Consider the following 23,355-nt stretch of genomic DNA (forward strand, 5'->3'; position numbering starts at 1 on the left):
CCTGACCCCACGCCCGCCCGTCACGGGCAGCGCGGGATCATGGCGGTGAAGCCGGGCCGGCCGGGCGTCAGGGTGTACCAGTCGAAGACCCACCGGCCGTCGTCCAGCAGGTTCCACACGGCGCTGGGGCCGATCCGCATGCCGGCACGCTGGCAGCGGACGTAGGCCATGCCGCCGTAGGGGACGAGTCCGGTCCGCGGGTAGGACGTGGCCGGCCCAGCCCGCATGATCAGTCCACCGTTGGCCCAGGCCGCGTAGGGGTAGCGGCACTCCGGGATCGGCGCTGAGAACCCGCGCTTGTTCGGCGTGTTCAGGTGCAGGTCACTGACGTAGGTGCCGTCCGCGAACTTGCTCCACACCCGGGTCGTGCCGACCAGGCTGCCGGTGGTCTGACAGACGACGTCGACGTTGCGTCCCGGCGCGTACCCACGCACCACCGGGTACGCCGTACCCGGGCCGGTGTGCGACCACAGCGTCCCGCGGGAGATCACCCGCTGCCAGAAGCGGGCGGCACCCTGGGGGCCGTCGACACGGTTGCTGTCGATCTCGATCGACCGGCCACCCCAGGTCTCGACGTGCGGGCCGCGGTACTGCTTGATGCGCTGGTGCATCCCCCACTGGTCGTTCGGCGCGTAACGCTCGCCCCACACGCTCGCGCGTCCGTCCCACCGTGCGATCCAGACCGCGTCCGGGCGGACGTAGGTGCTGGACAGGTACGCACCGGAGAGGTCGCTGATACCGGAGGCGGCACTGGAGTAGACGCCGGACAGGTACCCGCCGTCGTGCAGGCGCTTCGTCCAGGCGCTGAGGAACGTCAGGACGATCCGGCTGCAGCTCGCGATCCGGTTGTCGTACCCCTCCATGTCGAAGTAGATCGCGGTCCCGGGCCCCAGCCCGAACTTCTTCGCGCGGGCCATCGCGTCGACGGCCGCGTCGATGCCCTGCTGCCCGGGGTTGGCGGAGCGGATCGGGCCGAGATCGTCCTGGAACGCACACGGCGCCTGCCGTCCGACGTAGATCGGAGTCGTCCGCCAGCCGAGTCGCGCGATGGACCTGACCCAGGTGGCGTCGAGGTTGCCGTCGGGACAGGCCCGGTTGACACCGCCGATGTAGATGCCCACGCCACGGTGCGGCGAGGCGAGCCACGCCCGCATCGTCTGCAGCGACGGCGCCGCGCAGGCGTCGAACCCGCTTCCCCGAAGCCTCGTGGTCGAGGCCATGCTCGGCAGGGTCACCGGGTCGTTCAGGGCGAGCGCCCCACCCACCGTCGGCGCCTTGCCGTCCAGGAGAGGCGCCGGGTCCTGCGCGGCCGTCGAGGGGTCCAGGTCTAGAGCGGTCTCGGCCGTCGGGACGCTCGGCGTCCGGCGTTCAGGTCCCTCGTAGCGCACGCCGCGCAGGACGGCGTCGAGGAGCTCGGGGCGCTCACCAAAGGCCGCCGTGAGCGCGAGGCCCGTGCCGGACAGGGCGTAGCGGATCTCCTGAGTCACGCCGGCGGCGGCCGCGAGCGAGATCATCTCTCCGGGTTCGGCGACCGAGGCGACGGCGGTGGCGGCGGTCGCGGGCTCGATCAGCAACGACTCGGTCCGCCCGACCGCGTGGGCCGGACAGTCCTGGTCCGCGCCGGGCGTACCGAGGTAGAGCGCGGGCCGGTCGAAACGTACACAGGTGTCGGGTTTCGCCTCCAGGTCGTGGACTTCCCACCCCGCGGGTACGGCGAGTCGCAACCCGCGATAGATGACCGCACGGCTTCTGGCATCGAGGGCGTCACCGGCCGCGGGCCGCGCGGCCGGCTCCCCACGCGCCACGACCCGCTCGGAAGCGACAGGCTGCCCGGCGGCGACGGCCGGACCGGGCACCGCGCCGCTCGTGGCGAAGACCCCTCCGGCGAACGCGACCACGAAGCTGAGGCTCAGCCTGGTCGTACGGCGAGCCGCGCGCCGCGAGCCGGCCTGCTGGGTGGTGTCAGCGGTGTCAGGTGTCGTCACTGTCGCCTTCCCGGAACGAGCGCGTCGCCGGTGCGGCGGTCGCGGTGATACGAGTGACGATGACCACGATTCGCATGCAGAACGTCACCCACTGCCACAGACAGCATCACATCCGCATCAGGTGTCCCAGGCAACGCAGGAGTAACCACAGGGCTGTAATTTCGCCCTCCGGGCAGTCGCCGCAGTTCGGTTGGTTGCGGGACAACGTCGGCACCGCGGTATTCGGTCGAACCCGGCAGCCGCACGTGTTAACGTGCTGGGCCCTTTCCCTCCATCGAGCCGCTGCTCGCGCGAAGCGGAGGTCGAGTATGCCCACCCACGAGACCATCGAGCCGCCGGATACCGCGGACGCCGCGGACACCGCGGATCGTCCGGACGCCCCCGACCACCTCACCGCCGAACAGGATCACCTCTCGGCATCGCGTTCGGCACTCCATCGGATGCGCGAGCGCACCGAGTCGCTGGACGCACAGGGCGGCAACGCCGTCTCCACCGAGTACCTCAAGGCCACGCTCCACCACCGGGCCCTCTCCCTCGCGGACGACCCGAACACCCCTCTCTTCTTCGGCCGGCTCGACTACGCGGCCGGCGCCGGTCCCACCGAGGAGCCGTCCGCGGGGCGCGCCGAACGTTTCTACATCGGGCGGCGACACGTCACCGACGACGCGGGCGACCCGATGGTGGTCGACTGGCGGGCGGGCGTCTCCCGCCCCTTCTACCGCGCGACCCGCGCCGAGCCGATGGGCGTGGAGTTGCGCCGACGGTTCGGGTTCGGCCACGGCGACCTGACGGCGTACGAGGACGAGCACCTCACCGACGCGACCGAGGCCGGCGAGGTCAGCCAGATCCTCGAGACCGAGATCGAACGCCCCCGTGTCGGCCCGATGCGCGACATCGTCGCGACGATCCAGCCCGAGCAGGACGACATCGTGCGGGCCGATCTGGCCCGAACCGTCTGTGTGCAGGGTGCTCCCGGTACCGGGAAGACCGCCGTCGGCCTGCACCGCGCGGCGTTCCTGCTCTACGCCCACCGCGACCAGCTGCGGCGTCAAGGTGTCCTTGTCGTCGGACCGAACGACTCCTTCCTCCGCTACATCGGCGACGTCCTTCCGGCGCTGGGCGAGATCGAGGCCCGGCAGAGCACCGTGCCCGAACTCGTCGGCCGGATCAGGATCCGCGGTGAGGACCCGGCCGGTGTCGCGACGCTGAAGGGCGACGCGCGGATGGCGGAGGTGCTGCGACGCGCGGTCTGGGCACACCTGTGCCAACCCACCCAGGGACTGCTCGTTCCTCGTGGTGCCCGCCGGTTCCGGGTTCCGACGTATGAGGTGAGCGAGATCCTCGACGGGATCCGGGCCCGCGGTGTCCGCTACGGCGCGGGCCGGGCGATCCTGCCGCAACGCCTCGCGCACTCCGTCCTGCTGCGGATGGAGGCCGACGGCGACTCACCCGACGACCGGGTGCAGAACTCCGTCGCCCGCAGCCGACCGGTGCGGGCCTACGTCGACGAGATCTGGCCCGCCGTCGATCCGGCCCGACTGGTGTTCCGGCTCCTGAGCGAGCCGGAGTTCCTGGCCGAGCATGCCGAGGGCCTACTGGACGCACGCGAGCAGGAAATGCTGCTCTGGCCCACACCTCCACGCACGGTGGGATCCACTCGCTGGTCCCTCGCCGACGCGGTACTCGTCGACGAGGTCGCCGACCTGATGGACCGAACGCCGAGCATCGGCCACGTCGTCCTCGACGAGGCGCAGGACCTCTCACCGATGCAGCTGCGCGCCGTCGGGCGCCGGTGTTCGACCGGCTCGGCGACGGTCCTGGGAGACCTCGCCCAGGCCACCACGCCCTGGGCGACCCGCGACTGGGCCGAGGCGCTGGCTCATCTGGGCAAGCCCGACGCGCACGTCGAGGAGCTGACCAAGGGGTTCCGTGTTCCCGCCGACGTCATCGCCTACGCCGCCCGGCTGCTTCCTCTGATCGCTCCCAGCCTGACCGCACCCAGCTCGGTCCGGCGCACCCGCGGCGACCTCGTCATCTCCCACACGAAGTCGGTCGTGGAGGCGGCGGTCGAGGGAGCACGCGAGGCGCTCGAACGCCCCGGATCGGTCGGCCTGATCGTTCCCGACGAGCGCGTCCGGCCCTTCCGGACCGCCCTGGACAAGGCCGGGGTGCCGTACGCGGTGCTCGGCGAGGAGGGCGACGTGGACGCCCGGCTGGACGTCGTACCGGCCTCGCTGGCCAAGGGTCTGGAGTTCGACCACGTGGTCCTCGCCGAGCCGGCCCAGATCGTCGCCGCCGAACACGACGAGGTGACCGGTCTGCGCCGGCTCTACGTCTGCCTCACCCGTGCGGTGACCTCGCTGCGGGTGTTGCACGCCGAGCCGCTGCCGGAGCCGTTGGCCCAGGCACCGGCACTGGGCGAGGCCGCCGGGGTCTGGTAAGCCTGGGAGATGGGCAACCTTCACCCCAGGGTGGCGCTCTGCGCGGTCGAGGACGCGTACGTCGAACTCTCACGGTTCGCGAGCGGCCTCGACCACGCCGATCTCATGCGTCCGAGTCGCTGCGTGGGGTGGACGGTGGCCGACGTGCTCTTCCACGTCCTGCTCGATGCCCAACGCGCACTGGTCACGCTGGCCAGCCCGGCCGGCAAGCCCGCCGACAGCGATCACGTCTCCTACTGGCGTACCTGGGCGACCGAGCGCACCGAGGCCGCCGCCGCCGACCACGCGAGGTTCGTCCGGATCGGGGCCGCTGCCTACGTGGACCCGCGGACCGTTGTCATCCACTGGAACGAGACGGCCGGCGCCGCGCTCCGGCTCGCCGCACAGGTACCCGGCGCCGACGTCGTCGTGACCCAGGGCCACTCCTTCACGGTCACCGACTTCCTGAGCACCCTCGCGGTGGAGGCCACCGTCCACCATCTCGACATGACGGTCGCGCTGCCCGGTCGCCCGGTGCCTCGTCCCGGCCCGGTCGCGCACACCGTCGACGTCCTGGACGCCCTGCTCGGCGAGGTCCGGCAGCGGCCGGCGTGGGACGACCTCACCTGGATCCTGAAGGGCACCGGCCGGGTGCCCCTGACCGCCACCGAACGCCAGGGACTCGGCAGCACCGCGAGCCGTTTCCCGCTGGTGGGCTGACGAACCTCGATCGGAGCCTGCGATGACGGACACCGGACCCGACGACATCGACCCCGATGCGGCGCGCTCGCAACCAGAGCGGCTGCTCCCCCGCTGGGCGGCGCTCCTCCCGGGCCACGATGTCGAGGCGGCCGGCCAGGACCTGCTGGACCGGTACGCCGAACCGGTCCGCCGTTACCACGACCGCGTCCACCTCGCGGAGGTCCTGGACGCGGTCGACCTGCTTGCCGAGCACGCTCGCGACCTCACCGCCGTACGCCTCGCGGCATGGTTCCACGACGCCGTCTACGACCCGCGCCGCGGCGACAACGAGGCGGAGTCCGCGCGACTCGCCCGCACCGTCCTGCCGGCGTACGCGGCCGACCACCTGGTCGCGGAGGTCGCCCGGCTGGTCGAGCTCACCTCGACGCACGCGGTGAGCGAGGACGACGCCAACGGCGTGGTTCTCTGCGATGCCGACCTCGCGATCCTCGCGGCGCCCCCGAAGCGGTACGCCGACTATGTCACCGGCGTGCGCGCGGAGTACGCCCACGTCGAGGACGACGCCTTCCGGGCGGGCCGCGCTCGGGTGCTCGAAGGGCTGTTGAGCCACGACCGGCTCTTCCACACCCCCGTCGGGCGTCGCGACTGGGAGCAGCACGCCCGCCACAACGTGGAGGCCGAACTCCTGCTCCTGCGCGGGGCCGACTGAGCCCCACCAGGCACGGCGGACAGCGATGACCGACAGTGGGGAAGCGCTTCCTCAGGCTTGCGCAAAGTTGAGCCAAGAGGGCTGTCGCGGTGCATCTACGGGCATTAGGCTGGCGCACCGTGATCCTTCCCAAGCCGCAGCAGTTCGAGCGCCACGACGGCGCCTTCCACCTGACCAGTACGGCCACCGTGCGGTTCGACGAGGCATCCGCGCCGGCCGCCCGGGCGCTTCGGCGCGCGCTGTCTCCGGCGACGGGCTTCGCGCTGGACGACGCGACCGACGGTGACGCCGCCGCCTTCACCCTCTCCGTCGACCCGACCGTCTCGGGCCCGGAGGCCTACACGCTCGCGGTGACAGCGGAGGGCGTGCAGATCGCCGGCAGTGACCCGGCCGGCGTCTTCTACGGCGTCCAGTCCCTGCGGCAACTGCTCCCCGCCGAGGCGTTCGCGGCGACGAAGGTCGAGCGTGACTGGGAGATCCCGGCGGTCACGGTGCAGGACCGCCCGTCCTTCGGCTGGCGCGGCACGATGCTCGACGTGGCGCGACACTTCATGCCGAAGGAGTTCGTCCTCAAGGTCATCGACCTGCTGGCCCTGCACAAGCTGAACGTCTTCCACTTCCACCTGACCGAGGACCAGGGGTGGCGCCTCGCCAGCGAGAAGTACCCGCGGCTCACCGAGGTCGGCGCGTTCCGGCCGGAGACGCTGATCGGGCACGGGCACCGGCCCGAGAGCGAGTTCACCTTCGACGCCACGCCGCACGGCGGCTTCTACACCCAGGACGACATCCGGGAGATCGTGGCGTACGCGCAGGAACGCTTCGTCACGGTCGTACCCGAGATCGACATGCCCGGCCACATGCTCGCGGCCATCACCGCCTACCCCGAGCTCGGCAACGGTCTCAAGCCGGCGCAGGTGTGGACCCGCTGGGGGATCAGCGAGCAGATCCTGAACGTCGAGGACTCCACCCTCGACTTCTGCCGGGACATCCTCTCGGAGGTGATGAGCCTCTTCCCGAGCCCGCTGATCCACTGTGGCGGCGACGAGACCCCGAAGGACGAGTGGAAGGTCAGCCCGGCCGCCCAGGAGCGGATGGCTTCCCTCGGACTGAAGGACGAGGAAGCGCTCCAGTCGTGGTTCACCGGCCAGATGGCCGCCTACCTCGCCGAGAACGGCCGCCGCTTCGTCGGCTGGGACGAGGTGCTCGAGGGCGGTGGTCCCGCCAACCTGCCCGACGATGTGGTGGTCATGTCGTGGCGCAGCGAGGAGGGTGGCATCGAGGCCGCCCGCGGTGGACTGGACGTCGTGATGGCGCCCTGCAAGTCGGTCTACTTCGACTACTACCAGAGCGAGGACCGCGAGTCCGAGCCGCTCGCGATCGGCGGCTTCGTCTCCCTGCGGAAGGTGTACGACTACCGCCCGATCCCGGGTGAGCTCGACGCCGAGGCCGCGGGCCACGTGCTGGGATCGCAGTGCCAGCTGTGGACGGAGTACGTCCCCACGCCCGAGCACGCGGAGTACATGCTCTTCCCCCGCGTCTGCGCGTTCGCCGAGGCCGTGTGGCGTGACGAGACCGGCGGGATCGACGACTACGACGTGTTCCTCGACCGGCTGCGCCCGCACCTCGCCCGACTCGACCAGATCGGCGTCAACTACCGCGCGCTCGACTGACGCGCTCGTTCGACCCGCACTGCCGCGCGGGGTTCCTCCCGGCCGCCCTTCGGGGCGTGGAGCCCCGCGCGGTGGGCGGCACCAGCTGGCGCGGCCCCTAACCGGGCCGGTGGTCCGGCCGCTGCTCGGGGCCGGCCGGGGACTTGCGGCGGCGCAGGCCCGCCGCGGCGATCCGGGCCACGAGCTCCCTGCTGGACACCGGCTGCGCGCCGGCCGCCAGGAGCTCGGCGTACCGCTCCTGCGGGACGTCGTAGTGGTCGCGGTGGAAGCCCCGCTCGGGTAGGCCGTACGCCCGTGCGAACGCGTGGAGCTCGTCGAACGAACGATCGCTCACGAGGTGGGACCAGAGCTTTCCACGCGCCGGCCAGGTCGGCGGGTCGAGCAGGATCGTCACCGCATCACCCTACTGACCGGTATCCCGCTCGGGCGGGCCGCGACCTGCCGACCTACCGGTGCCCCGGGGAGGTCCTCCGCCCCTACAGCGCGCCGCCCGCGACGTCGAGGGCCCGGACCACCTCGTCATCGATCAACGTGCGCCAGGCCCGGACGTAGCCCGCGTCGACGTAGGCCTTCCACGAGCGATCGGGCCGGACGGCCGTGCCGACGTGGAACGCGCGGACGCCTGCCTGCGCGAGCCAGGGCACGTGCTCGGCCCGTAACCCGCCGCCGGCCATGATCCGCCCGGCCGCGAACGGGTCGGTCTTCGCCCGGCGTACCAGGTCGTCGATCCCCGCCTCCACGCCACGCGCGGAGCCGGCCGTGAGAACGTGGGTCAAACCGGGCAGTTCGCGCAGATCCCACCAGGCGCGGTCCTGGTCGAGGGCATGGTCGACCGCCCGGTGGAACGTCCACGGCCGGTCGGCGAACTCCTTGACCAGAGCGCGGGTAGCATCGAGGTCGACTTCGAGCGTGGGGGTCAGGAACCCCAGGACGAAGCCTTCGGCGCCTGCCTGGGCGTAGGCGGCGGCGAGTCCGTGCAGTCGGCTCAGCTCGGCTCCGGTTGCGGTGAAGTTGTCGGCGAGGCGGAGCATGACCCGCAGTGGTATCTCCGTCCGGCGCCGGATCTCCTCGACCACCGACGGTTCGGGCGAGAGTCCGTCGGCGTCCATGGCGGTGACCAACTCCACCCGGTCCGCGCCGCCGTCCGCAGCGGCGACGGCGTCGGCGGCTCCAAGTGCGATGACCTCGAGGAGGGGACGCGTCATGTGTGTAAGCCTGCCAGGATCGTGGCCGTGACGGACGACGACCCGCTCATCGGTGCACGCGCACTGGTGTTTCACGACCTGCAGTCCTCCGGCCACGCGGACCCCCGCGGCGTCTCCATCCTGGAGGACGCCGTGGCGGCACGGCGATGGTGGGTTTCGGAATGGCCCGAGGGCGCCGACTACGTCGCCGGCCAGATCGCGCAGGACGTTCAGGACGCCATGATGGACACCGTCGGGCGCTGGCCCCGCTGCAAGGCCTGCGACGATGTGGAGCCGCACGAGCTTCGGATCGCCCCCGAACTCGGCCCCGACCCGCACTGGGTCTGTGACCGCGGCGGCATCGTGGTCGCCCGGCTCGGCGGCCTGTGAGCCCGACACCTCGCTGCTAACGTTTCGCCCGTGGGAGCCAAGCCCGTCGACCAGACCACCCAGGTCTGGTTGGAACGAGCGCGGGACCTTCTGCTCGCCTCGTCGGACGGCCCGGTTCCACTCGACCGGGCCGCCGAGGCCGCCCGCATGTCGCCGTACCACTTCCACCGGACGTTCGCCCGGACCTACGGCGAGACTCCGCACGCGCTCGTGACCCGCCAGCGCATCGACCGGGCCAAAGCCCTGCTCGCCGGAACCGACCTCACCGTGCTCGAGGTCTGCCTCGCGATCGGCTACCAGAGCGTCGGCACGTTCTCCCGCCGGTTCGCCGCCCTGGTCGGCCGGAGCCCGTCGGACTACCGGCGAGGTGTCCGGCCGCTGCTCGTCGCGGTGCCCCGGACCGCCTCGGACCTGATCTGGACGCCGCGGTTCGTCCCGCTCTGCTTCACCGCGGGCTGGTCGGCCGCGTCGGCCACCACCTGAGCTCGGGTCACTGTCCCATCCCGGACGCCCCACTTGGTTGTTGCCGTTTGTAGACAATAATCGGAACGGTCGAGGGCCCATTCGGCGATCTCCCTTATCCACACGCGATGGAAAGGAACGCCATGTCCACGGGCACGACCGACACGTCCGCAGCCTCGGCGAGCGGCTCCGAGCTCGCCGGCCTCTACAAGTTCCTCCGGGTCACCGATGTCGCCGACGCCATGGACGGCCTCGGCTACTTCGACATCGGCCTGGTCTCCCGCGACGTACGTCCACTGTGGTCCGGCATGAAGTTCTGGGGCGTGGCCGCGACCCTGCGCTGCGTGCCGTCCAACCGACCGATGTGGAAGCTCGACACCACCGAGGACATCGTGGCCGCGCACCGCATCTGGTTCGAGGAGGTCGGCCGCCCGGCCGGCGTGGGCGACCTCCCACCCGGCCACGTGATCGTCACCGACGGCGGCGGGGCCCGCGAAGTGGGCTTCTGGGGCTCGATGAACGCCATGGCCGCGCACGCGAACGGCGCGGTCGGCATCATCACCGACGGCTACTGCCGAGACACCGCCGAGATCGCGCTGCAACAGACTCCGGTGTGCGCCGCCGCCCGGGGTCGCACGATCATCCCCGGCCGGATCGAGGCCATCGAGGCGCAGACCACGATCGGGTGCGGCGGCGTCCAGGTCCGCCCCGGCGACATCGTGGGCACCGACGACGACGGCGTGATCGTCGTACCGCAGGAGATCGCTCCTGAGGTCGCGAAGCACGCCAAGGCCATCCTGATCGCTGACATGCACGCGCGCCGCCGGGTCTACGACAAGCTCGGCAAGGCGCCCGACGAGACCGTCGACATCGAGGCGGTCGAGAGCTACCACGCCGGTCTGTAGCGACGGACCGCACGGGTACGGCGAGCCTCCGATGGGGGCTCGCCGTACTGGTCACTCCCGGCGGCTCGCACCCAGCCGGGAGTCCGACCCGCACCGGCCAGCGTCGCGATGACCCGCTTCGCAAGATCGGAGATGCCGGCGCCCGACTGCGGCTCCTAGCCTCGGTGAGGTAAGTCCCGTGGCAAAGGAGCACACATGATCCAGCGTCTGTCCCATCTCAGTGTCTACGTTCTCGACCAGGACTCCGCCTACGACTTCTACGTCAACAAGCTCGGCATGGAGGTCCGAACCGACGCGACCTTCGGCGAGGGCCAGCGTTGGCTGACCGTCGGCCCGAAGGGCCAGCCCGACCTCGAGCTCACCCTGATGCCCGCGAGTGCCGGCCCGCACCTTCCGGCGGAGAAGGTCGCGGCCGTTCGGGAACTGATCGGTTCGAACACCTTCGGCATCGGCGTGCTCGAGACCGACGACATCCACCGTGACTACGAGGACCTGCGGGCGAAGGGCGTGGAGTTCGTCAGCGCACCGCAGGAGCAGTTCTACGGCATCGAGGCGCTCTTTCGGGACGACTCCGGAAACTGGTTCAGCATGACCCAGCGCACCACGACCTGAGCCGGCCCCGCTGTACGGTGACGGTGCCCGCGCCACGCCCCGCCGCCGAAGGAGAACGTCCGTGCCGTTCGACACCCGTGCCGCCACCGCGGTGACCCGCATGGGACTGGGGCTGGCGGCGCTCGGCCGCCCCGCCTACATCACCCTGGGCCGGGACGCGGACCTGCCGGCCGAGCGGTCCGTCGAGGCCATGCGCACCCGCACCCACGAGGTGCTGGACGCCGCCCATGCGGCGGGCGTGCGCTACGTCGACGCGGCGCGGTCCTACGGACGGGCGGAGGAGTTCCTCGCCGGATGGCTGCGGGAGCGGCCCAGGGCCGCCGACGTGGTGGTCGGCAGCAAGTGGGGATACACCTACACCGGGGACTGGCGCATGGACGCGCCGGCGCAGGAGGTCAAGGACCACACCGCCGCCACGTTCACCCGCCAGCTCGGCGAGACCCGCCACCTGCTCGGCGACCGGCTCGACCTCTACCAGATCCACTCGCTCACCCCGGACAGCTCCGTCCTGACCGACCGCCCGCTCCAGGAGCGGCTGGCCGCTCTCGTCGCGGAGGGCGTCAGTGTGGGGGTGTCCACGAGCGGCCCGCGCCAGGCGGACGCCGTGCGGGCGGCTCTCGACATCAGCGTGGCGGGCGTTCCGCTCTTCACGAGTGTCCAGGCCACCTACAACCTGCTGGAGCCCTCCGTGGGGCCCGCCCTCGCCGAGGCGCGGGCCGCGGGGCGCACCGTCATCGTCAAGGAGGCCCTGGCCAACGGGCGTCTGGCGCAGGAGACGGACCGCCCGCTGCTCACCCGGCTCGCCGCCCAGGCGGAGTGCTCCCCCACGGCGCTGGCCCTGGCGGCCGTGCTGCACGAGGAGTGGGCCGGGGTCGTGCTCTCCGGTGCGGTGACCACCGACCAACTGGCGGACAACCTGTCCGCCGCGCACGTCCGGCTGGACGGGGAGGCGCGTGAACAGCTCGCGACCCTGGCCGAGCCGGCCGAGGCGTACTGGCGCGACCGCGGCTCGCTGCCCTGGTCCTGAACGCCAGGAGAGCATCCGGGACACCGAGCTTCGGCGTGCGGTCCGTGCTTCGCCGTGCGGTCCGTGGTGCCGGGGCCCCACGGACGGCACAGCTCGGCAAGGTCAGACTCCGTCGAGGTCGGCGTGGGTTGCGAGCGAGGGTCCGCGGCGCTGCTGGATCTCCCGGGCGCACCCCTCCGCGTCGCGCAACGCACGGATCGCGTTGGCGCCGGCGAGCTTGCGCAGGTCCTCCTCCGACCAGCCCCGCTCCAGCAGGGCGGCGAACAGTCGCGGATATCCCGACACGTCCTCGAGCCCGATCGGGAAGGTGTCGGTCCCGTCGTAGTCGCCGCCGAGGCCGAGGTGGTCGATCCCGGCGACCTCACGCACGTGCTCGACGTGGGCCACCACGTCGGCGATGGTTCCCTCGGGCTTCGGGTGCTCCCGCTGCCACTCCCGGGTGAACCCGTAGAACGCCTGCAGGTCGGTCGACTTCACGCCCACGGCGGCCGCTGCCGACGCGGCCTCCTTGCGCCACTCGGCACACGCGGGGGTGACGAACTCCGGCACGAACGTCACCATGCACACGCCGCCGTTGGCGGGGAGTGCGGCGAGCACGTCGTCGGGCACGTTGCGGGCGACGTCGCAGACGGCGCGGGCCGAGGAGTGGGAGAAGATCACCGGCGCCTCGCTCACGCGCAGTGCCGCCCGCATCGTGTCGGCGGACACGTGGGAGAGGTCCACCAGCATGCCGAGCCGGTTCATCTCCGCGACGACCTCCTCCCCGAACCGCGACAGGCCGCCGACCGCCGGCTCGTCGGTCGCGGAGTCGGCCCACGGCACGTTGTCGTTGTGGGTGAGGGTCATGTAGCGGACCCCGAGCGTGTACATCGCGCGCAGCGTGGCGAGTGAGCAGTCGATCGAGTGACCGCCCTCCATGCCCATCAGGGAGGCGATCCGGCCGGAAGCGAAGACCTGCTCGACCTCCTCGGCGGTGGTCGCGAGTCCGAAGGTGTCGGCGTAACGGCGGACCATCGCGTGAACGCCGTCGATCTGCTCGAGCGTGGCGGACACGGCGTGGTCACCCTGGAGCCGGCTCGGTACGTAGACCGACCAGAACTGCGCGCCGACACCGCCCGCCCGCAGCCGGGGAATGTCGGTGTCCAGGCCGGGCTGGGACTGGGCGACGTCGACCTTGTCGAAGTCGTAGGCCGCGGCCCGGCGCACCGCCTGGGGAAGATCGTTGTGCCCGTCGACCAGCGGGTGAGCGGCGAGCAGCGCCCGGGCCCGCTCGAGGTGGTCGGCACGGTCGGCACGGTCGGCACGGTTGGCGGGGTCGCTGGTCATCTCGGTCGGCATGAGTCCGATCTTGCCCTGCACCTCCCCCACGCGCACGAGGGGCGGCCCCGGAGTGTTCCGGGACCGCCCCTCGCGGTGGTACGTGGAGTAGCTCGAAGGCTGCTGGACTCAGAAGTCCATGCCGCCACCGTCGGGCATGCCGCCCGCCGGAGCCTTCTCCTTCTCGGGCTTGTCCGCCACGACCGCTTCCGTGGTGAGGAAGAGGCCAGCGATGGACGCGGCGTTCTGCAGCGCGGAGCGGACGACCTTCGCCGGGTCGGGCACGCCCGCCGCCAGCAGGTCGACGTACTCGCCGGTCGCGGCGTTCAGGCCGTGGCCGTCGGGCAGGTTACGGACCTTCTCCGCGACGACCCCGCCCTCGAGACCGGCGTTGATCGCGATCTGCTTGAGCGGAGCCTCCAGCGCCACCTTGACGATGTTGGCGCCGGTGCCCTCGTCACCCTCGAGGTCGAGCTTGTCGAAGGCACGCTTGCCGGCCTGGACGAGCGCAACGCCACCACCGGCGACGATGCCCTCCTCCACCGAGGCCTTCGCCGCGCGAACGGCGTCCTCGATGCGGTGCTTGCGCTCCTTCAGCTCCACCTCGGTGGCCGCGCCGACCTTGATCACCGCGACGCCGCCGGCCAGCTTGGCCAGCCGCTCCTGCAGCTTCTCGCGGTCGTAGTCGGAGTCGCTGCGCTCGATCTCGGCGCGGATCTGGTTGACCCGCCCCTGGATCTCCTCCGGGTCGCCCGCGCCCTCGACGATGGTCGTCTCGTCCTTGGTGACGACGACCTTGCGGGCGCGGCCGAGCATGTCGAGGGTGGCGGTCTCGAGCTTGAGACCGACCTCCTCGGAGATCGGCTGGCCGCCGGTCAGGATGGCGATGTCGCCGAGCATGGCCTTGCGGCGGTCACCGAAGCCGGGCGCCTTGACGGCGACGGACTTGAAGGTGCCACGGACCTTGTTGACGACGAGCGTGGCCAGGGCCTCGCCCTCGACGTCCTCGGCGATGATCGCGAGCGGCTTGCCCGACTGCATGACCTTCTCCAGCAGCGGGAGCATGTCCTTCACCGCAGAGATCTTGCCGTTGAGGACGAGGACGTAGGGGTCGTCAAGGACGGCCTCCATGCGCTCCGCGTCGGTCCAGAAGTACGGCGAGATGTAACCCTTGTCGAAGCGCATACCCTCGGTGAGCTCGAGTTCGAGCCCGAAGGTGTTGCTCTCCTCGACGGTGATGACGCCTTCCTTGCCGACCTTGTCCATCGCCTCGGCGATGATCTCGCCGACGCTCGCGTCGCCACCAGCGGAGACGGCCGCCACAGAGGCGATCTGCTCCTTGGTCTCGACGTCCTTGGCGGCCTGCGCGAGCTGCTCGGTCACGCGCTCGACAGCCGCCTCGATGCCGCGCTTGAGGCCCATCGGGTTGGCCCCGGCGGCGACGTTGCGCAGACCCTCGCGAACCAGCGCCTGAGCGAGCACGGTCGCGGTCGTGGTGCCGTCACCGGCCACGTCGTCGGTCTTCTTGGCAACTTCCTTGACGAGCTCGGCCCCGATCTTCTCCCACGGGTCTTCGAGCTCGATCTCCTTAGCGATGGACACGCCGTCGTTCGTGATCGTCGGCGCACCCCACTTCTTCTCGAGGACGACGTTGCGGCCCTTGGGGCCAAGCGTCACCTTGACGGCGTCAGCAAGGGTGTTCATACCCCGCTCGAGGCCGCGGCGCGCCTCCTCGTTGAACGAGATGATCTTGGGCATCTAGCTGGATCCTCCCCCAGTCGGGTGGATGGTCGTGTGTCCGGCCCGACGCCCGCGACGGACGGCCCCTGGTCTGTCCCGGGACCTCGTCGAACCAAACCGTTGACTTGTCACTCGCGACCTTCGAGTGCTAAGGACGTGTTTAGCACTCGACCCGGGAGAGTGCAAGCCAGCCGCCGGGTGGCGCCGCGGGGCGCGCTCAGGTCGGGCCGGGGAACCGCCCGGGGAGTCGCCGGGGCGGTCGAAGGGGTGGCAGGCGCGCCTCGACGAGAGCCCACGCGGCCGGCACGGACGGCGGGAGCGGGCGGCGGCCCGGCCAGAGTTGGGTCGGCGCGTGGCGTGACCTGCCGGGCCGGTCTCCCGTTCACGAGCGGGAAAGAGGACGGGAAGCGTTCACCGTCCGGCCCTCCCGCGGTCAGCTTCTCCTCGTTCTCTCCTCGCCCCGACCTTTGACCGGACGCCGGCAGCGCGGGGCTAACCGGACAGTCGCAAGGCCACCCGGACATGGGACGAGCCGGGGCCCGGACGGTTTCCCGTCCGGGCCCCGGCCCCGTGATCGCCCTCTATGGGCTCGGCTTTTATTGCGACTCAGACCGGCCGTACTTCATGCGCCTCGAGCCCCTTCGGGCCCTTGACGACCTCGAACTCGACGGCCTGGCCGTCGGCAAGAGACTTGTAGCCGTCCATGACAATCTTCGACCAGTGGACGAACACATCGTTGCCATCATCGACAGCGATGAAGCCGTAGCCCTTTTCAGAGTTGAACCACTTCACGGTTCCCTGCGTCATGCCCTCTCCTCAGGCCCGTTCGGGTGTCAGACCCGCCCGGCGCGGGCCTGGGTCGTCCTCACCGCACCCGTCCCCAAGGGGAGGCGTTGCGATAGATCCGCGCGCATTCCCACCGTTGGCGGTCGAGCCATTACGCACGATCATGCCGACCACGGCTGACCATAGCTGAACTCCACCCCTTGTGGGGAGATGTCTTGACGATCTCCTTTGGGCCAACTTTGGCCGGTTGTTGGGAAGACCCAAGGGGGTCGTTTGGACTTTCCGGCTGACGGAAAGGTTCCGGACCTTTCGGTCACCTGGAAGGAGGATCGCCGTCCCGTTCCGGCCCCAGGCGGGCGTTCCTGCGGAGCCGCTGGCCGCCTGGCGCCCCACCATCTGAACCGACCGCCACGCATTCCTGGGCACCGCTTACCGCGGACCCACATTCGGTTCGGCGGACCGGGATCAGACCCCGATCGGCGACACTCCGAAAGGTTCGGCCCAGTCGTAGGTGCGCCGGCCACTCGCGGTGAGCCAGCCGCGCGGGGTCGTGGAGTACAGCCAGTCAAGCGGTTCGACGCCGCCGGCGTCCCCACCGTCGAGGGCGAGCCGGACAGCCGCGCGCAGGTCGGCGTCCACCTGGGGATTGCGAGACCGCGGGTCGACCGACACGAACAGAGCGGTCCCCGACCGGGCCACCAGGTCGAGGAACTGGCGGTTCTTCTCCCAGGGCGTCCGCGGGGTGCACGGCACGCAGTCGGCGTCGGCGACGAAGAACCTGCCGTGTTGCGCCAGCCGGTAGGCGAGGGTGTTGACGCCCATCCGCCGGGTGCGCTCCCAGTCGCGACCGGAGGTGTCGTCCCCGATCCGTTGCACCTCGACCAGTCCGGCGGCGAGGTGGCCGACGGTGTTGCAGCCGATCAGCGTCGCCTCGCCCGCGCCCTCGCGGATGACTTCGTACAGCCGGAGCAGGATCTCGGCGTTCGTCCGGCTCTGATCGGCGAAGTGCCAACCGGGGTCGGTGAGTTCGGCGCCCATCGCGGGACCGAACCGACCGAACGCGTCGAAGGTCGAGAAGTCGTGCTTGACGAGTTCGAATCCCCAACCGACGATGCGGGCGACGTCTTCGCGGATGGTGTCAAGGTTGCCTTGCAGGGTGAGGTCGAGCGGGAGTTCCCTGGCGGGCCGGGGTCCCGGACGCAGCCGCGCCGGGTCGTCGACGACGGTCAACGCGGCGGGGCGCATCCAGATACCGGGCCGGGCACCACGCGTCTTGATGTCGGCGGCGAACCCGGGCATGTCGTCGAAGGTGCCAAGTGTTCCGGCCGTCCAGGGGCCACCGGGGGCGCCGCCACCCGGGGTCCAGCCGGCGTCGACGACGCAGAAGGGCCGGACCGGGTGTCCGTCGGCGTACTCCACGATCGTCTCGGCGTCACGCAGGATCTGCGCGGGACCGAAGTTCTGCCCGTAGGCGTAGTACCAGTTGTTGCAGCCGACCACGGGTTCGGCGACCGGCATCGGGTCGTCGCACATCGCGGCCGTGAGGTCCTGCTGGAGTTCGAACGGCGACTTGTTCGAACCGGCGGCGGTGCCCACCAGGGTGGCCGCTTCCAGGACGCGTTCACCGAGGTGGACCGGTCCCCCGCCGTTGCGCACGTCGAGCCAGAGGGAGTAGCCGCCCTCGTCCACGGTCCAGGAGCAGAACGCGCGGGGACGCACCTTCACGCCGTGCCCGAGTGTCGTGTGGGTCGCGGGTTCGTACCCGAGCCACGACCAGGGCAACACCCGCCCCGGCTCGAAGTGCCGCCAGGACAGGTCGCCGTAGGAGCGCTCCCAGGCGTCACCGAGGATCAGGAGGTCCGACGACCACGGCACGTCCCAGCGCAGCACCACCCACGACAGCCCCGCGCTCGGGCAGGCCACGTCGACGATGAGGGCGTCGTCGCCGGGGTGGGACCTGACGTCCGTCTGGCGGAAGCCGATCTCGACGCGATGGGTGACGAAACGGTGCCCGTCAAAGCGAGCTTGACGGACACCGTCCTTCGTGTCGTGGATGACGAATGCCGCGTGCGGCACTCCAACGCTCAGCGCGCACCACCCGCGACCGCCGGGATCACCGAGACCTGCACACCCTCGGGGGTGAGGGTCTCGAGACCGCCGGCGAACCGCACGTCCTCCTCGCCGACATAGACGTTGACGAACCGGCGCAGCTTGCCGGCGTCGTCGAGCACGCGGGCCCGGATGCCGGGGTAGGTCTCGTCGAGGGAGGTGAGCACCTCGGCGAGCGTGGTGCCGTCGGCCTTCACCTCCGAGGAGCCACCGGTGTAGGTCCGCAGGATCGTCGGAATGCGTACTTTCACGCTCATGCGAGTCCAGCCTCCGTGAATGCGTCGTACGTCGGACGGATCGTCGCCTTCGGGCCGACCTTGCCGGCGATGGCGTCCAGAGTCTTCAGGCCGTCACCGGAGTTGATGATCACGGTCTCGGCGCCCGGGTCGAGCTGGCCGGTGCGCACCAGCTTCGCGAGCGTCGCCACGGTCACCCCGCCGGCCGTCTCACCGAAGATGCCCTCGGTCCGGGCGAGCTGGGCGATCCCGGCGATGACCTCGTCGTCGCTGACGTCCTCGACCGTCCCACCGGTCCGCCGGCACACGTCGAGCACGTAGGGCCCGTCGGCCGGGTTGCCGATGGCGAGGGACTTCGCGACCGTGTCGGGCTTCACCGGCTGCACCACGTCGTGGCCCGCCTTGAAGGCCGCCGAGACCGGCGAGCAACCCGTGGCCTGGGCACCGAAGATCTTGTACGGCGTGTCCTCGACGAGCCCGAGTTCGACGAGCTCCCGGATGCCCTTGTCGATCTTCACCAGCTGGGCGCCCGAGGCGATGGGAACGACGATCTGTTCCGGCAGCCGCCAGCCGAGCTGTTCGGCGATCTCGAAGGCGAGCGTCTTGGAGCCCTCGGCGTAGTAGGGCCGCACGTTGACGTTGACGAACGCCCAGCCCTCCTCCTCACCGGCGATCTCGCTGGCGAGCCGGTTGACGTCGTCGTAGGTGCCCTCGACCGCGACCAGCGTGCCCTCGTAGACGGCGGTGGTGAGGATCTTCTGCTGCTCGAGGTTGTGCGGGACCATCACCACGCTGCGGATGCCCGCGCGGGCGGCCGCGGCGGCGACCGCGTTGGCGAGGTTGCCGGTCGAGGGGCAGGCGAGCACCTGGAAGCCGAGCTCACGAGCCGCGGTCAGCGCGACGGCGACCACGCGGTCCTTGAAGGAGTGGGTCGGGTTGCCGGAGTCGTCCTTGACCCACAGCCGGGCCAGCCCGAGGTCGGCGGCGAGGCGGTCGGCGCGGACGAGGCGGGTGAGTCCGGGTTCGGTGTTGGGGAACGACGCGACGTCGGTCGGCACCGGAAGAAGCTGCTGGTAACGCCAGATGTTGTGCGGACCGGCCGCGATCTGCTCGCGGGTGATCCGGGGGTAGTCGTAGGCCACCTCGAGCGGGCCGAAGCACTCGCTACAGGCGTAGTGCGCGCCGAGCGGGATGGTCGTCCCGCACTCGCGACATCGCAGCGTGGTGGCGTTGCCGAAAGCTCCCGGGCGGATGGTGTGCGCGCCTGGCGTCGTGCCGGCGTCAGCATAGGTCGTCATACGAGGCCTCTCCTCCTCATCTTTCCCGCGCTCCACCTCGCCAGGAGGTCGTCCTGACTACTGGTGTCGCGGGCCGGAGTTGGCACCGTGTCCGCCGTGGGCCTGCGAAGACGCGAGACGCGCATGTCGGCGGTCGGCCGGTTGCCGGGGCTTCGTCGGGCCGGTCCCTCTGCCCCTCTGGATGAGTTCCTTGTTCAGTTGTGAAAATCGACGGCGTCGGTCCACCGCTCGGGTGAGCCTAACCGACGCGTCTCGGTGAATGTCGGGCGTGCTCAGGATACGAGACGAGCGTCCGTATCCAGGACACTCGGGGCGGGAATCGCGGAGGACTCCCGCCCCGAGTATGGCGGAGCCGGTCCGCCACCGCCGGTGCCGCCCCGCGTTCAGGCCGGCCACGACGCCGGCCAGGAGCTGACTGGACACCGGCTGGACGTGACCTACGACGCGGCCGACGGCCGGGCCAGCTGGGGCGAACGCAGCGTCGCCGGGTCGGGTACGTCGTCACACAGCGCCGCCGCGGCGACCTGGGCTGTCAACGGGCTGAGCTCGCCGGAGGCGTCCAGCAACCAGGTGTTGGCGCCGATGCTCGCCTGCCGGCTGCCGTCCGGGGTACTGAACGTCGCGCTGTCGTAGCCGAACACCGCCCCGTTGTGGCCCCACACCACACCGCCGGGCACGCACGGGACCTCGACCGGGAAGAGACCGAGCCCGTAGCCGAAGGTGTCGGCGTCCATCATTTGCGTGAGCAGCGACGTCGGCAGCAGCCGCCCGGTGAACAGCGCGCGCAGGAACGTCGTCTCGTCCCGGGTGGTCGAGATGACCGCCCCGGCGGTCCGGAGCCAGCTCATGCTGTACGTCGTCGTGTCGTACGGCTCCTCACCCTCCGTCAGCGGCAGGTATCCCCGCAGGTGCCTGCCGGTCACAAACGGACTCGCCACGGGGAAGGACGTGTCGGTCATGCCGAGCGGGCGGAAGATCCGGCGGGCCAGCTCGACCGCCGCCGGACGGTGGGTGACCTTCTCGATCACCATGCCGGCGAGCACGTAGTTGGTGTTGGAGTACTCGAACGCCGTGCCGGGCGCCGGCCGGGGCTCGGGATTGGTCAGGGCCAGCCGGACCAGTTCGCCGGAGCCGAAGTAGCGAAAGCGGAGGTTCTCGTAGGTGCGCGGCGGGGTGAAGACCATCGTGTCGGTCCGGAGACCGCTGGTCTGCTGGAGCAGGTGCCGGACCGTGAGCGCCGGGTCGAGGCCGAGATCCGGCAGCCACCGGGCCACCTTGTCGTCCAGGCCGAGCCGGCCCTCCGCGACCAGTTGCAGGACGACGACCGCGGTCATCGTCTTGGTGTTGCTGCCGATGCGGTACCGGTCGTCCGGCCGGGCGGCCCGGTCGGTGCGCAGGTCGGCGACTCCGCGGGCGATCCGGGTGGTGTGCTCGCCGTCCCGTCGGGCGAGGACCACGCCCGGCGCACCCGCGTCGACCACCAGGTCGGCGAGCCGCTCCAACCGGTCCGCCGATCCGGTCGGGACGTCCGACGTCGGCGTCGCGGCGGTGGCGGACGGGGCGGCGGGGCCGGCGGGGCCGGCGGGGCCGGCGGGGCCGGTCAGCACCAGTGGTGAGGCGCTGGCCGGCGGGGTGGAGCTCGGCGCCAGCGGCGGGCCACCGGCGACCCCGCCGAGGCCGAGCAGGGCCGGTCCGAGGACCAGGACCGCGAGCCGGCGTAGGGACAACAATCCGGGCAGCATGACGAAATCCCTCGTGAGTGTGTGGTGAAGGAAGATGCCGAGCACCTCGGGCGCGGCGTGGCGACGCGTCACTTCCGGACGCCGGGTCAGGCCGCGGGCAGGCGCCCGGGCAGCCGCCGTCCCGTCCCCGATGACCTACGTCGTGGACGCTGCCCCGCTACGGACGCGGCGGGAACGGCGCGTCAGCCGCGGCGGCTGAGGACGAGCAGACACCCGGCGTACGTCACGGCCATCAGGGCGGCGATGTAGACCCACGGCGATCCCGAGCCGCCTCGTGCCATGTCGACGATGGCGGCGACGACGACCACGCCGGCGACGATGTTGATGGAGTAGAGGGCGGCCCGCTGGTGCAGGTGGACGTGCCGCTCCTCGTGGACGTCGTCGCCGAGCAGGGCGATCGTGTCGCTGAAGCGGGAGGCGATCAACAGGAACGCGGCGAACGCCAGCATGATCGCGGCCGAGATGATGCCGGCGACGATCTCGCCGTTCGCGAAGGAGATGACGGCCAGTACGGCGCCGACGAGCAGCGCCACGACCAGGGCGGGCCTGGAGACCCTGCGTCCTCCCTCGGCTCGGCGGCTCGAACTGGTCCGGCCACCGCTCTCGTTCGTCGACATGGAAGACCTCCTCTGGCTGGCTTTGGCTGGCTCTGTCGGTGCTTTACCTGGCGCTGGCTGGCTCTACCTGGCTCCGCCTTGGCTGGTGCCGGAGGCGTTCGGGCGCGAGCCGGACCGCGAGGCGAGCAGCACGACGGCGACGAACGCCACGATGATCCCTGCCGAGATGACGCCCGCCAGCCCGTTCCCCTTCGCGTACGACACAGTGGCCAGCACGGCACCGACGACCATCAGCGTGGCCAGGCTCGACATCGAGCCCCCGCGCCCACCGGCGACACGTCGGCCGGACCCGTTCGTGTCGTGGCCGTCGCTCGTCTCATGGCTGTTACTCATCGACTACTCATCGACATGGAAAACCTCCTCGACCTGGCGACCGAAGAATCTGGCGAGCCTGATCGCCAGCGGGAGTGACGGGCTGTAACGCCCCGTCTCGATCGCGTTCACGGTCTGCCTCGACACGTCGAGAACCTTGCCGAGTTCGCTCTGGGACAGCCCTTTGGCGACCCGGAGTTCGCGTACGTCGTTCCGCACGAAGTCAAGGTTGCTTTACACCCTGGGCCCATGTCAAGTGACCTTTACATGCCGGAGCGTCGAGCCGGGTGGGGACCAGGACGCGGTCGGGCCGGGGAGTCGTCCCTCAGAGCTCGAACTGGAGGTACGTGGGCGCCGCGCCCCGCACCAGCACCCGGACGGCGAGATCGGGCAGCACGTCCTTCGGTACGAGGAACGCGGTGAGGATCCGCTGGCTGCGCCCGGCCGGGATGGGTTCCCGCTCGTACCCGTCCGTCGGCCGGTAGCAGCCGGTCGCCGAGTCCGCCCCACGACCAGAGGCGGCGATCAGCACGGACGCCGGACCCCAGGCGCGTCCCCGGCCGTCCACCGCCCGCAGGACGCAGGCCTCGATACGGTCGCTCGCCGCCGCGTCGTGTGGCGTGACGGTGAGGCCGGCGTAGACCACGACGGCATCGTCGGGGAGCGGGACCGTGCGCCGCGCCGACCCCGGTCCCAGCCTGGTCAGCCGCCAGGTCGCGCCGGCGTACTCTCCGGACTCGCCGGCCGCGACGATGGTCATCTTCCGCATCGACGGACCACTCGCGCGCGTCTCCAGCCACTGCTCCGCGGCGACCGCGAAGGCGAGGAACAGCACCAGGCCGAGGATCCGGTACGGGCGCGAACGCCGGAGGTACCCCCGACCGGCGGCGAGGGCGGTCCGGGCCGGTGCCCGCCACGGCGACCTCCTCCGCAGGACCTCGCCCGCACCGCCCCTGCGCACCCGACACTGCCCCCGTCACGCGACGACCCGTCTCCGGCACCGCACCCGCGGGACCGCGGTCCGACCCGGCTCCTACCCACACCGAGTGGCATATCCCCGTCCGGTCGAACGAATGTCGGCGGGAAGCTCACGCCCACGCAATGCCAGCTTCGAGGACCGACCGTGGTGGAA

At 70.9% G+C, this 23,355-nt stretch carries 23 protein-coding genes and 1 riboswitch; of the genes, 9 read left to right on the forward strand and 14 right to left on the reverse strand.

Going from position 1 to position 23,355, the window contains the following annotated elements; genetic code table 11:
• Positions 1-20: 20 nt before the first annotated feature.
• The gene (locus HEB94_RS54010; protein ID WP_192755472.1) at positions 21-1,985 is read right to left on the reverse strand and encodes a glycoside hydrolase domain-containing protein; all 1,965 of its coding nucleotides are present in this window, start codon (positions 1,983-1,985) and stop codon (positions 21-23) included.
• 308 nt (positions 1,986-2,293) lie between these two features.
• Between HEB94_RS54010 and HEB94_RS44830 the strand changes: the two genes are divergently transcribed.
• From HEB94_RS44830 to HEB94_RS44845, 4 genes are all read left to right on the forward strand, one after another.
• Positions 2,294-4,426, forward strand: coding sequence for a HelD family protein (locus tag HEB94_RS44830; RefSeq protein WP_192755473.1), 2,133 nt, complete (start codon positions 2,294-2,296; stop codon positions 4,424-4,426).
• Positions 4,427-4,435: 9 nt separating this feature from the next.
• Positions 4,436-5,125: a maleylpyruvate isomerase N-terminal domain-containing protein gene (locus tag HEB94_RS44835; RefSeq protein WP_192755474.1), complete on the forward strand. Its 690-nt coding sequence runs from the start codon at positions 4,436-4,438 to the stop codon at positions 5,123-5,125.
• Between the two features lie 22 nt (positions 5,126-5,147).
• Positions 5,148-5,816 (forward strand): HD domain-containing protein, encoded by a 669-nt coding sequence (locus tag HEB94_RS44840; protein WP_192755475.1) that lies wholly within the window; start codon positions 5,148-5,150, stop codon positions 5,814-5,816.
• A gap of 119 nt (positions 5,817-5,935) precedes the next feature.
• The gene (locus HEB94_RS44845; protein ID WP_192755476.1) at positions 5,936-7,486 is read left to right on the forward strand and encodes a family 20 glycosylhydrolase; all 1,551 of its coding nucleotides are present in this window, start codon (positions 5,936-5,938) and stop codon (positions 7,484-7,486) included.
• Between the two features lie 97 nt (positions 7,487-7,583).
• Here HEB94_RS44845 and HEB94_RS44850 read toward each other — a convergent pair whose 3' ends face one another.
• Positions 7,584-7,880, reverse strand: coding sequence for a DUF4031 domain-containing protein (locus HEB94_RS44850; protein ID WP_192755477.1), 297 nt, complete (start codon positions 7,878-7,880; stop codon positions 7,584-7,586).
• Positions 7,881-7,962: 82 nt separating this feature from the next.
• Positions 7,963-8,691 carry a copper homeostasis protein CutC gene (locus HEB94_RS44855; protein WP_192755478.1) on the reverse strand — a complete coding sequence of 243 codons (729 nt, stop codon included), beginning with the start codon at positions 8,689-8,691 and terminating at the stop codon, positions 7,963-7,965.
• A 27-nt stretch (positions 8,692-8,718) separates the two neighbouring features.
• Between HEB94_RS44855 and HEB94_RS44860 the strand changes: the two genes are divergently transcribed.
• From HEB94_RS44860 to HEB94_RS44880, 5 genes are all read left to right on the forward strand, one after another.
• The gene (locus HEB94_RS44860; protein WP_192755479.1) at positions 8,719-9,060 is read left to right on the forward strand and encodes a hypothetical protein; all 342 of its coding nucleotides are present in this window, start codon (positions 8,719-8,721) and stop codon (positions 9,058-9,060) included.
• 30 nt (positions 9,061-9,090) lie between these two features.
• The gene (locus HEB94_RS44865) at positions 9,091-9,543 is read left to right on the forward strand and encodes a helix-turn-helix transcriptional regulator (RefSeq protein ID WP_337918419.1); all 453 of its coding nucleotides are present in this window, start codon (positions 9,091-9,093) and stop codon (positions 9,541-9,543) included.
• 122 nt (positions 9,544-9,665) lie between these two features.
• Positions 9,666-10,427, forward strand: a complete 762-nt coding sequence (locus HEB94_RS44870; protein WP_192755480.1) for an RraA family protein — start codon at positions 9,666-9,668, stop codon at positions 10,425-10,427.
• Between the two features lie 195 nt (positions 10,428-10,622).
• Positions 10,623-11,039 (forward strand): VOC family protein, encoded by a 417-nt coding sequence (locus HEB94_RS44875; protein WP_192755481.1) that lies wholly within the window; start codon positions 10,623-10,625, stop codon positions 11,037-11,039.
• 61 nt (positions 11,040-11,100) lie between these two features.
• The gene (locus HEB94_RS44880) at positions 11,101-12,066 is read left to right on the forward strand and encodes an aldo/keto reductase (RefSeq protein ID WP_192755482.1); all 966 of its coding nucleotides are present in this window, start codon (positions 11,101-11,103) and stop codon (positions 12,064-12,066) included.
• Between the two features lie 102 nt (positions 12,067-12,168).
• On the opposite strand, the gene HEB94_RS44885 is transcribed toward HEB94_RS44880, so the two are convergent.
• The 11 genes from HEB94_RS44885 to HEB94_RS44935 all read right to left on the reverse strand — a co-directional run bounded on the left by HEB94_RS44885 (position 12,169) and on the right by HEB94_RS44935 (position 23,184).
• The gene (locus HEB94_RS44885; RefSeq protein ID WP_238361789.1) at positions 12,169-13,404 is read right to left on the reverse strand and encodes a dipeptidase; all 1,236 of its coding nucleotides are present in this window, start codon (positions 13,402-13,404) and stop codon (positions 12,169-12,171) included.
• 108 nt (positions 13,405-13,512) lie between these two features.
• Entirely contained in the window at positions 13,513-15,141 is a 1,629-nt protein-coding gene (gene groL, locus HEB94_RS44890; RefSeq protein ID WP_192755483.1) for a chaperonin GroEL, read from the reverse strand.
• A 588-nt stretch (positions 15,142-15,729) separates the two neighbouring features.
• The gene (locus HEB94_RS44895) at positions 15,730-15,930 is read right to left on the reverse strand and encodes a cold-shock protein (protein ID WP_192755484.1); all 201 of its coding nucleotides are present in this window, start codon (positions 15,928-15,930) and stop codon (positions 15,730-15,732) included.
• 444 nt (positions 15,931-16,374) lie between these two features.
• The gene (locus tag HEB94_RS44900) at positions 16,375-17,985 is read right to left on the reverse strand and encodes an alpha-amylase family protein (RefSeq protein ID WP_202896874.1); all 1,611 of its coding nucleotides are present in this window, start codon (positions 17,983-17,985) and stop codon (positions 16,375-16,377) included.
• Between the two features lie 8 nt (positions 17,986-17,993).
• Positions 17,994-18,275: a MoaD/ThiS family protein gene (locus HEB94_RS44905; RefSeq protein WP_192755485.1), complete on the reverse strand. Its 282-nt coding sequence runs from the start codon at positions 18,273-18,275 to the stop codon at positions 17,994-17,996.
• Positions 18,272-19,552 (reverse strand): threonine synthase, encoded by a 1,281-nt coding sequence (gene thrC / locus HEB94_RS44910; RefSeq protein WP_192755486.1) that lies wholly within the window; start codon positions 19,550-19,552, stop codon positions 18,272-18,274. The genes HEB94_RS44905 and thrC overlap by 4 nt, the downstream gene beginning before the upstream one ends.
• 13 nt (positions 19,553-19,565) lie before the next feature.
• Positions 19,566-19,740, reverse strand: a riboswitch (SAM riboswitch).
• A 249-nt stretch (positions 19,741-19,989) separates the two neighbouring features.
• Positions 19,990-21,366: a serine hydrolase gene (locus HEB94_RS44915; protein ID WP_192755487.1), complete on the reverse strand. Its 1,377-nt coding sequence runs from the start codon at positions 21,364-21,366 to the stop codon at positions 19,990-19,992.
• A gap of 110 nt (positions 21,367-21,476) precedes the next feature.
• Entirely contained in the window at positions 21,477-21,911 is a 435-nt protein-coding gene (locus HEB94_RS44920) for a hypothetical protein (protein WP_192755488.1), read from the reverse strand.
• 63 nt (positions 21,912-21,974) lie between these two features.
• Positions 21,975-22,244 (reverse strand): hypothetical protein, encoded by a 270-nt coding sequence (locus tag HEB94_RS44925; protein WP_192755489.1) that lies wholly within the window; start codon positions 22,242-22,244, stop codon positions 21,975-21,977.
• Between the two features lie 3 nt (positions 22,245-22,247).
• Entirely contained in the window at positions 22,248-22,442 is a 195-nt protein-coding gene (locus HEB94_RS44930) for a helix-turn-helix domain-containing protein (protein WP_192755490.1), read from the reverse strand.
• A gap of 106 nt (positions 22,443-22,548) precedes the next feature.
• Complete coding sequence (locus tag HEB94_RS44935; protein WP_192755491.1) at positions 22,549-23,184, reverse strand: hypothetical protein; 636 nt, start codon at positions 23,182-23,184, stop codon at positions 22,549-22,551.
• Positions 23,185-23,355 lie beyond the last annotated feature (171 nt).

It is taken from the genome of Actinopolymorpha pittospori, assembly GCF_014873875.1.
Lineage (GTDB): Bacteria > Actinomycetota > Actinomycetes > Propionibacteriales > Actinopolymorphaceae > Actinopolymorpha > Actinopolymorpha pittospori.

Bases quoted from the DNA above. Each gene is read 5' to 3' on its own strand.
- HEB94_RS44830 (WP_192755473.1), top strand. From the start codon at position 2,294: ATGCCCACCCACGAGACCATCGAGCCGCCGGATACCGCGGACGCCGCG.
- HEB94_RS44835 (WP_192755474.1), top strand. From the start codon at position 4,436: ATGGGCAACCTTCACCCCAGGGTGGCGCTCTGCGCGGTCGAGGACGCG.
- HEB94_RS44840 (WP_192755475.1), top strand. From the start codon at position 5,148: ATGACGGACACCGGACCCGACGACATCGACCCCGATGCGGCGCGCTCG.
- HEB94_RS44855 (WP_192755478.1), bottom strand. From the start codon at position 8,691: ATGACGCGTCCCCTCCTCGAGGTCATCGCACTTGGAGCCGCCGACGCC.
- HEB94_RS44870 (WP_192755480.1), top strand. From the start codon at position 9,666: ATGTCCACGGGCACGACCGACACGTCCGCAGCCTCGGCGAGCGGCTCC.
- HEB94_RS44875 (WP_192755481.1), top strand. From the start codon at position 10,623: ATGATCCAGCGTCTGTCCCATCTCAGTGTCTACGTTCTCGACCAGGAC.
- HEB94_RS44885 (WP_238361789.1), bottom strand. From the start codon at position 13,404: ATGCCGACCGAGATGACCAGCGACCCCGCCAACCGTGCCGACCGTGCC.
- groL (WP_192755483.1), bottom strand. From the start codon at position 15,141: ATGCCCAAGATCATCTCGTTCAACGAGGAGGCGCGCCGCGGCCTCGAG.
- HEB94_RS44895 (WP_192755484.1), bottom strand. From the start codon at position 15,930: ATGACGCAGGGAACCGTGAAGTGGTTCAACTCTGAAAAGGGCTACGGC.
- HEB94_RS44905 (WP_192755485.1), bottom strand. From the start codon at position 18,275: ATGAGCGTGAAAGTACGCATTCCGACGATCCTGCGGACCTACACCGGT.
- thrC (WP_192755486.1), bottom strand. From the start codon at position 19,552: ATGACGACCTATGCTGACGCCGGCACGACGCCAGGCGCGCACACCATC.
- HEB94_RS44920 (WP_192755488.1), bottom strand. From the start codon at position 21,911: ATGTCGACGAACGAGAGCGGTGGCCGGACCAGTTCGAGCCGCCGAGCC.
- HEB94_RS44925 (WP_192755489.1), bottom strand. From the start codon at position 22,244: ATGAGTAACAGCCATGAGACGAGCGACGGCCACGACACGAACGGGTCC.